Source organism: uncultured Veillonella sp. (genome assembly GCF_938010505.1).
Taxonomy (GTDB): domain Bacteria; phylum Bacillota; class Negativicutes; order Veillonellales; family Veillonellaceae; genus Veillonella.
Map to the genome: position 1 here is coordinate 1 of NZ_CALLVP010000012.1, position 5,941 is coordinate 5,941.

At 35.2% G+C, this 5,941-nt stretch carries 6 protein-coding genes; all 6 read right to left on the minus strand.

All coding sequences use genetic code 11. From position 1 onward, the window contains the following. Positions 1-595: 595 nt before the first annotated feature. Positions 596-1,858 (minus strand): S-layer homology domain-containing protein, encoded by a 1,263-nt coding sequence (locus Q0507_RS00575; RefSeq protein ID WP_298710847.1) that lies wholly within the window; start codon positions 1,856-1,858, stop codon positions 596-598. A 586-nt stretch (positions 1,859-2,444) separates the two neighbouring features. Continuing rightward, positions 2,445-3,029 (minus strand): signal peptidase I, encoded by a 585-nt coding sequence (gene lepB, locus Q0507_RS00580; RefSeq protein WP_298710850.1) that lies wholly within the window; start codon positions 3,027-3,029, stop codon positions 2,445-2,447. Positions 3,030-3,038: 9 nt separating this feature from the next. Continuing rightward, on the minus strand, positions 3,039-3,908 hold the full coding sequence (locus Q0507_RS00585; protein WP_298710854.1) for a YitT family protein: 870 nt from the start codon (positions 3,906-3,908) through the stop codon (positions 3,039-3,041). After that, positions 3,898-4,425 (minus strand): hypothetical protein, encoded by a 528-nt coding sequence (locus tag Q0507_RS00590; protein WP_298710856.1) that lies wholly within the window; start codon positions 4,423-4,425, stop codon positions 3,898-3,900. The genes Q0507_RS00585 and Q0507_RS00590 overlap by 11 nt, the downstream gene beginning before the upstream one ends. 118 nt (positions 4,426-4,543) lie before the next feature. Continuing rightward, positions 4,544-5,758: a DUF3084 domain-containing protein gene (locus tag Q0507_RS00595; protein ID WP_298710858.1), complete on the minus strand. Its 1,215-nt coding sequence runs from the start codon at positions 5,756-5,758 to the stop codon at positions 4,544-4,546. A gap of 31 nt (positions 5,759-5,789) precedes the next feature. Further along, positions 5,790-5,941: LptF/LptG family permease (locus tag Q0507_RS00600; protein WP_367268432.1), on the minus strand; the 152-nt coding region annotated here is incomplete at its 5' end.

A 5,941-nucleotide genomic window follows, 5' to 3' on the forward strand; every position in this document is an offset into this window, starting at 1 on the left:
TTCTGAAAAAAATAGAAAATAAAATGTTACAAGTCATAACATTCACATTCTACTCAGTTCTTCAGATCAAGAATCTTTGGGAGTGTCCACGTTTCCTCGCCACATTCTATATCGAAGTTCTTCGTTTCATGTGTTTGCTACTTCTCGTAGGGTGATATTAGCACAATCACTTTTTCGTGTAAACCCTTTTTTCTCAATTGTGTTCTCATTATCATGTTTTTATAACTTAAAATACCTGCTAAGTTAGATTTTATCTAGTTTTATAGGATATAATTTTTTTCATAAAAAAATTAAAAATTATCTACTTTCTCACTAAGCAAGAATAATTATCAAATCTATTATTAATTTATACTTATAAATAATATCCCAATTAATAAATTGTAAAATATATTATACATAATGGGTTTATAAATATATCATACAATATATGGTGTATTAGAACTAAATAATTACTAAAACATTCGATGTATTAAGAAGTCTTATATATGTATTAATTTTACTATATATATACTATTATATACAAAAGATAATATATAAGATTTTTATGCAACAAAAAAAAGACTTCCGAAGAAGTCTTTTTTTGTTTGTGAGGGAATTAGAATTTGTAATTCAATTCTGCACGGTAAAAATCGGAAAGATCATTACCGCTTTGGTCTTTAGAGTTGAAACCATAACCAGCGCTTAAGCCTACATTATCTTGTACTGCGTAATCTACGCTAGCCATGTAACCTTTGTAACCATTAGATGTATTTGTTAAGTCATATGCTTGATCCCAAGTGGAGCTTACGATTGGTGCGTTAGCTTTTTGGTTGAAGTATTGACCTTTCACATCCCATGTACCTTTTTTAGCGATGTCGTAGTTACCATAACCAACGCCTGCTGTCCAAGCTTGAGAGTTATCTATGTTGGAAGCTTTCAACCATTCGCCACCAGCCCATAATTTATTTTTACGGAAGTCCGCATTGAAACCGTAAACATCTTGTTTATCGGAATTTACTGTTGCACCATTGTGATTCAAGTTACCGCTAGATAATCTAGAGTAGAAACCACCAACGGAGGATTCTTTACCAACTTTACCTTTTAAGCCTACATAGGATACAGATGGGTTATCAGATTTGGAGTTGCCTTCAGCAGCACCATCAATCATGTAACCATACGCACCTTGTACTTGAACTTTATCATTACCTACGTTCAATTGAGCACCGTCGAATGTATCATCGTACATCAAACCGCCACCAATTGTTTGTTGGAAACGACCAGCTTTAGCAGATACGTTGCTACCGAATTTATGATCTACGTAAGCACGATCGATTGTTGCATCAGCGCCTTTTGTAGAATCACCGAATTCATAGTTGCCTTTTACACGAACAACTGCTTCAGTTTTATCATTTACATTAGCATTAAATTGTACACGTGCACGGCCATCAGTTAAGGATTTGCTATTAGCTTTGTAAACACCTTTATCCTCAGAACCTTGATGACGGATACGAGCATCACCAGTTACTTTTACATTACCTACACGGTCTTCCAAACGAGATACACGAACGCCAAGGTTGTTCAATTCGTTGGAGAACTCATCTGCCAAGCGATTAATCATAGCTTGTTGTTCTGCATTAGCACGATCTTGGTTAGCCATTGCTTTAGCTACCATTTGAGCCATTTCATAACGAGTGATGTTGTTTTGGCCTTTGAAAGTGCCATCTGGATAACCATTAACGATACCAGATTGTGCTAATTGGGATACTGCTTGGTATGCCCAAGAATCTGGAGTTACATCGGAGAATGGATTTGCAGCAAATGCTGTTGTTACACCCAATACTGCTGTTGCTGCTAACATTGTTGCGAATTGTTTTTTCATAATGAATTCCTTCTTTCTTATAAATAAGAATTTATATTTGCAGAAGACATTCACTACATAAGTAGTATCACTATGAAAGATTTATTAGGAGTGTCCATGTTTCCTCAACTAAATTATCTATCTTAGCGCCACTTCTTTGTAGCGTAGCCCTTCTGTTGATGTGAATATACCACCAGCCAAAAACTTTGTAAAGCATTTTATACAACTAAATTTTATGAAATTTCTTTCATGAACATTATAAGTCCTATAAACATAGATTTTAACTGCATTCTTTAAAATTAGATTTCACAAAATTTCATTTTATAACCTTAACAATTAAATAGTTTTATTACTAATACCTGCTTTTTTGATAAAATTTACTTATTAGTTATTGATAAATTAATAAAATATGTTAATTAATACTATTGAATTGTTTTATCTTTATAAAGTTTCACAAATAAAATCTTTATTTTATGCCAATAGGTATAGCTCTAAACTTTTTACATATCTTATCCAAAAGATACCACTTAACCTACTTGGGCTTACTTTATAAAATAAAAAACCTATCTACGATGCAAACACATCTATAGATAGGTTTTCACTGTTATTAAATTGCGTAGGATACAAAGCCTAAAATATGATCAACAGGAACTGGGCCGATAAAACGACTATCACTAGAGTGATTGCGATTATCCCCCATTACAAATACATGACCTTCTGGAACTGTTACAGGTGTAGACCGAGTATAATTCATTTTTGTATCTTTTGTATATGGTTCTTGTAATTTTTCTCCATTACGCCATACATAACCATCTTTAAACTCTAGTACATCACCAGGTATACCTATTACACGTTTTACCCATACATCATTTGTTTGAGCGGATTTATTAAAAACAGATGCATAGTTCATCAGTGGTTCTTTTACATCATCCACCCATGTGCGAACGCGATTAACGCGGCTATCAATAATAACGATTTGTCCATATTCGGGCATATCATTCATAATATGATGCCATTTGGTAACAATCAAATATTGTCCATTGTGTAATGTATCATCCATTGATTCACCAGATACTCTAGTAGGCTGAATCAAGAAGATATGAATTACCATAGCGATGATTAATGCTAATACAATGGCATAAATCCAATCTAATATTTCTTTTACTATTGTATTTCCTAATTTATTACTCATAGTATCCTCTTAATGACCACCTTTCGTAAATCTACCACCAAAGACATCATGTACGTCTTGGATAGTAATAAAAGCTGTAGGGTCTACTTCATAAACGGTATCTTTTAATCTTGTAATCTCTAACCGGGTAACTACAGAATACAATACATGTTTCGGTTGTTTTAAATAACCACCTTCACCGTACATAATCGTAACACCACGCTTAAGATTTGCATTTAATGCATCAGCAATATCTTTAGAATTATCTGCATCAGTAATAATCATAACCCCTTTAGATTCTTCAAGGCCAGTTATGGTCACATCAATCATCTTATATGCAATAAAATAGGCAATTAAAGAGTACATAGCACTATTCCAGCTATATACAAAGCCCGCTGCGCCAAGAATGACTAAATTCATGGCCATTACAATTTCACCTACTGAAAAGGTAGATTGTTTATCAAAGATAATGGCTACGATTTCAGATCCATCTAATGAACCACCATTACGAATTATGAGCCCTACCCCAATACCTAAGATTATACCACCAAAGATAGAGCCTAAAAATGGATCGGTTGTAATAGGTGTAAAGTTATGTGCAAAGGTAGAAAATATTGCCATCCATACGATAGAAAACAACGTAGAAAAAGTAAATCCTTTACCAATCGCTTTATAACCTAAATATAAAAATGGCAAGTTGAAAAGTACTACGAAAATACTAAAGGAAATACCTGATAGTTCCGCAGCCATCAAAGAGATACCAACTATACCACCGTCGATGATGCTATTTGGTACTAAAAACAAATCTAAGCCCACCGTATATATCAGGGCACCTAGAATCATCATTACACAACGCATAATAAGGTTCGACCAGTTACGCGTTGAAGTTTCACTTGTCATGAGCTTCTCCTTTTCCGTATAACTGTTCCATAGCATGTAATCGCTTTTCTTCTAACTCGTTAGAGTCTACAGTATTTTCTTTAGCAGCTAGTTCATTTTGAGCTAATTGCTTCGTATAACGCAAACCAATAACGAGAGCAGTCAAATCATCTACAGGTTCTGGTGGAAATTGCATAGATGTAGGAATAATCTTTCGCCACCCTGTAGGAGGATTATATTGCCAATATAATTTACGGGCCTCCTCTGTACTGTGAGATTCGTCGATTAAACTAGTTGTAATTTTATGATTACGTCCAATTTGTTGAAGAGAAGGATACAAGTGTTTATGATTTGTACCATTTCCACAAACAATATGAACAATACCATAATATTCAGTTAAAATACGCTCAATATCTTTATTGAAAGTATTTGAAGAAATAATTTTACGGCATATCATCTCACCGGAAGGTGAAAGTATAGCTACGCCAGTTTTCTCATTTCCTGGATCCACTGCTAAAATATATGTATTTTCAGTCATTTGATTATCCCCTTTGTAAGTACAGTAGTTATATTTTAACATAAAAAGAAGGTCTTATGTTGAAAATTACATAAGACCTTCTCTTTATGATGTATGAAACCAACATACTTTTATCATATTAATTAGTTTGCATTTTTGCCTTATCATTAAAAACCGGCATTTGGGTAATACGCAACTTAAGGTGTACAGGACCAGACGAATATGTATCGCCATCAGTATAAGCTTCAACGTGAACCTTACCACGCATAGTGTTTATTCGTTTAATAGCTGTAAACAAATCGTCACCAGATATCATTCCAATATCACCTGATAAAGAATCAGGAATAATCCCCTTTGCCTTCGCATGCTCGTTTACTTGTTTCAAGAACTGGAGCATAGAGGACTGGGCATTAGCACCACCATCCAGCACAGCAGAGTGAATAACTTCCCCATTTTTATAGATAAATTGTTGTGGATATACTTGGATAACTGCAACTGCAGGTTCACCTGAAATAATATTTCCTGCGGCTATCACTTGAACAACCATTGGTGTTTTAGAGTTAATTAATTTTTGCGTAGCCACCTCAACATTTTGTCGATCTACATACACAACGGATTGACCTTTATCCTCTAAACCTAATCGACGTAATACAAGTTTATTTGTATCATCGATAATATGTTTAATAGCATTATTGCTATCTTCTTCACTTAAACCAGGTCGTACAACAGCTTGCGCTAATAGCTGATCTACTTGGAAGAGAATTGTCCCTTCACGCAAGTGAATAATACCATTTTGCAATTGTTCTTGCGTAGCTTGTAGATTCTTAATATGAGCTTCCATCTTAGCACGAGTCTCTTCAAGTTCGGCTAACTTTTTAGATACCTCTGCATAAGAGGCTTGTAAAGATGCCAGTTCAGCCTCTGTTGCATCTTTAGCAGCTTGTGCACTCGCTAATTCAGCTTTTGTAGCCTCTACTTCACGGCGTATCTGTTCAATCTCAGCCATCCGGTCTTCAAGCTCCTGTTTATTCTGTTCTAGCAAAGCTTGACCACGAATAAGCTCTTGCGTTTTTGCAGCAACCTCATTATTTAGCTGCTTCATATCTGCTCGCAGCTTATCCATACCGAACAGTGCGGTTCGTACGCTTTGAGACGTAAAAGTTAAAACTCCAACCGTAGCTGCTGCAACAAGAAGGCCTGTCACAATGGTAACTATAATAGACGTATGCTTAGGTCGTAATCCAAAGAGGGACATGCGACGTTTACCAATTTTAGTGCCTAACTTATCCCCCATGTAAGCAATGAGCCCCCCCATAAGGGCGATAATTATTAAGATTTTAACACCTACTAACATCAAGTCCCTCCTTTCCTATGATTACAATCTGTTATTTCGATACGCGCCAATTCAAATATAAGCCTGAAATAATACCTAAGGTATCTGGTATCAATGCAGCCAATACAGTTGGCAATGCTCCGCCTTTTCCTAAGGCACCAGCAAAGGTCATCACCCCATAATAAATAAAGATGATAAGAATAC

Excerpts from the sequence above, each read along its gene's own strand:
- Q0507_RS00575 (WP_298710847.1), bottom strand. The coding sequence starts at position 1,858 with ATGAAAAAACAATTCGCAACAATGTTAGCAGCAACAGCAGTATTGGGT.
- lepB (WP_298710850.1), bottom strand. The coding sequence starts at position 3,029 with ATGAGTAATAAATTAGGAAATACAATAGTAAAAGAAATATTAGATTGG.
- Q0507_RS00585 (WP_298710854.1), bottom strand. The coding sequence starts at position 3,908 with ATGACAAGTGAAACTTCAACGCGTAACTGGTCGAACCTTATTATGCGT.
- Q0507_RS00590 (WP_298710856.1), bottom strand. The coding sequence starts at position 4,425 with ATGACTGAAAATACATATATTTTAGCAGTGGATCCAGGAAATGAGAAA.
- Q0507_RS00595 (WP_298710858.1), bottom strand. The coding sequence starts at position 5,758 with ATGTTAGTAGGTGTTAAAATCTTAATAATTATCGCCCTTATGGGGGGG.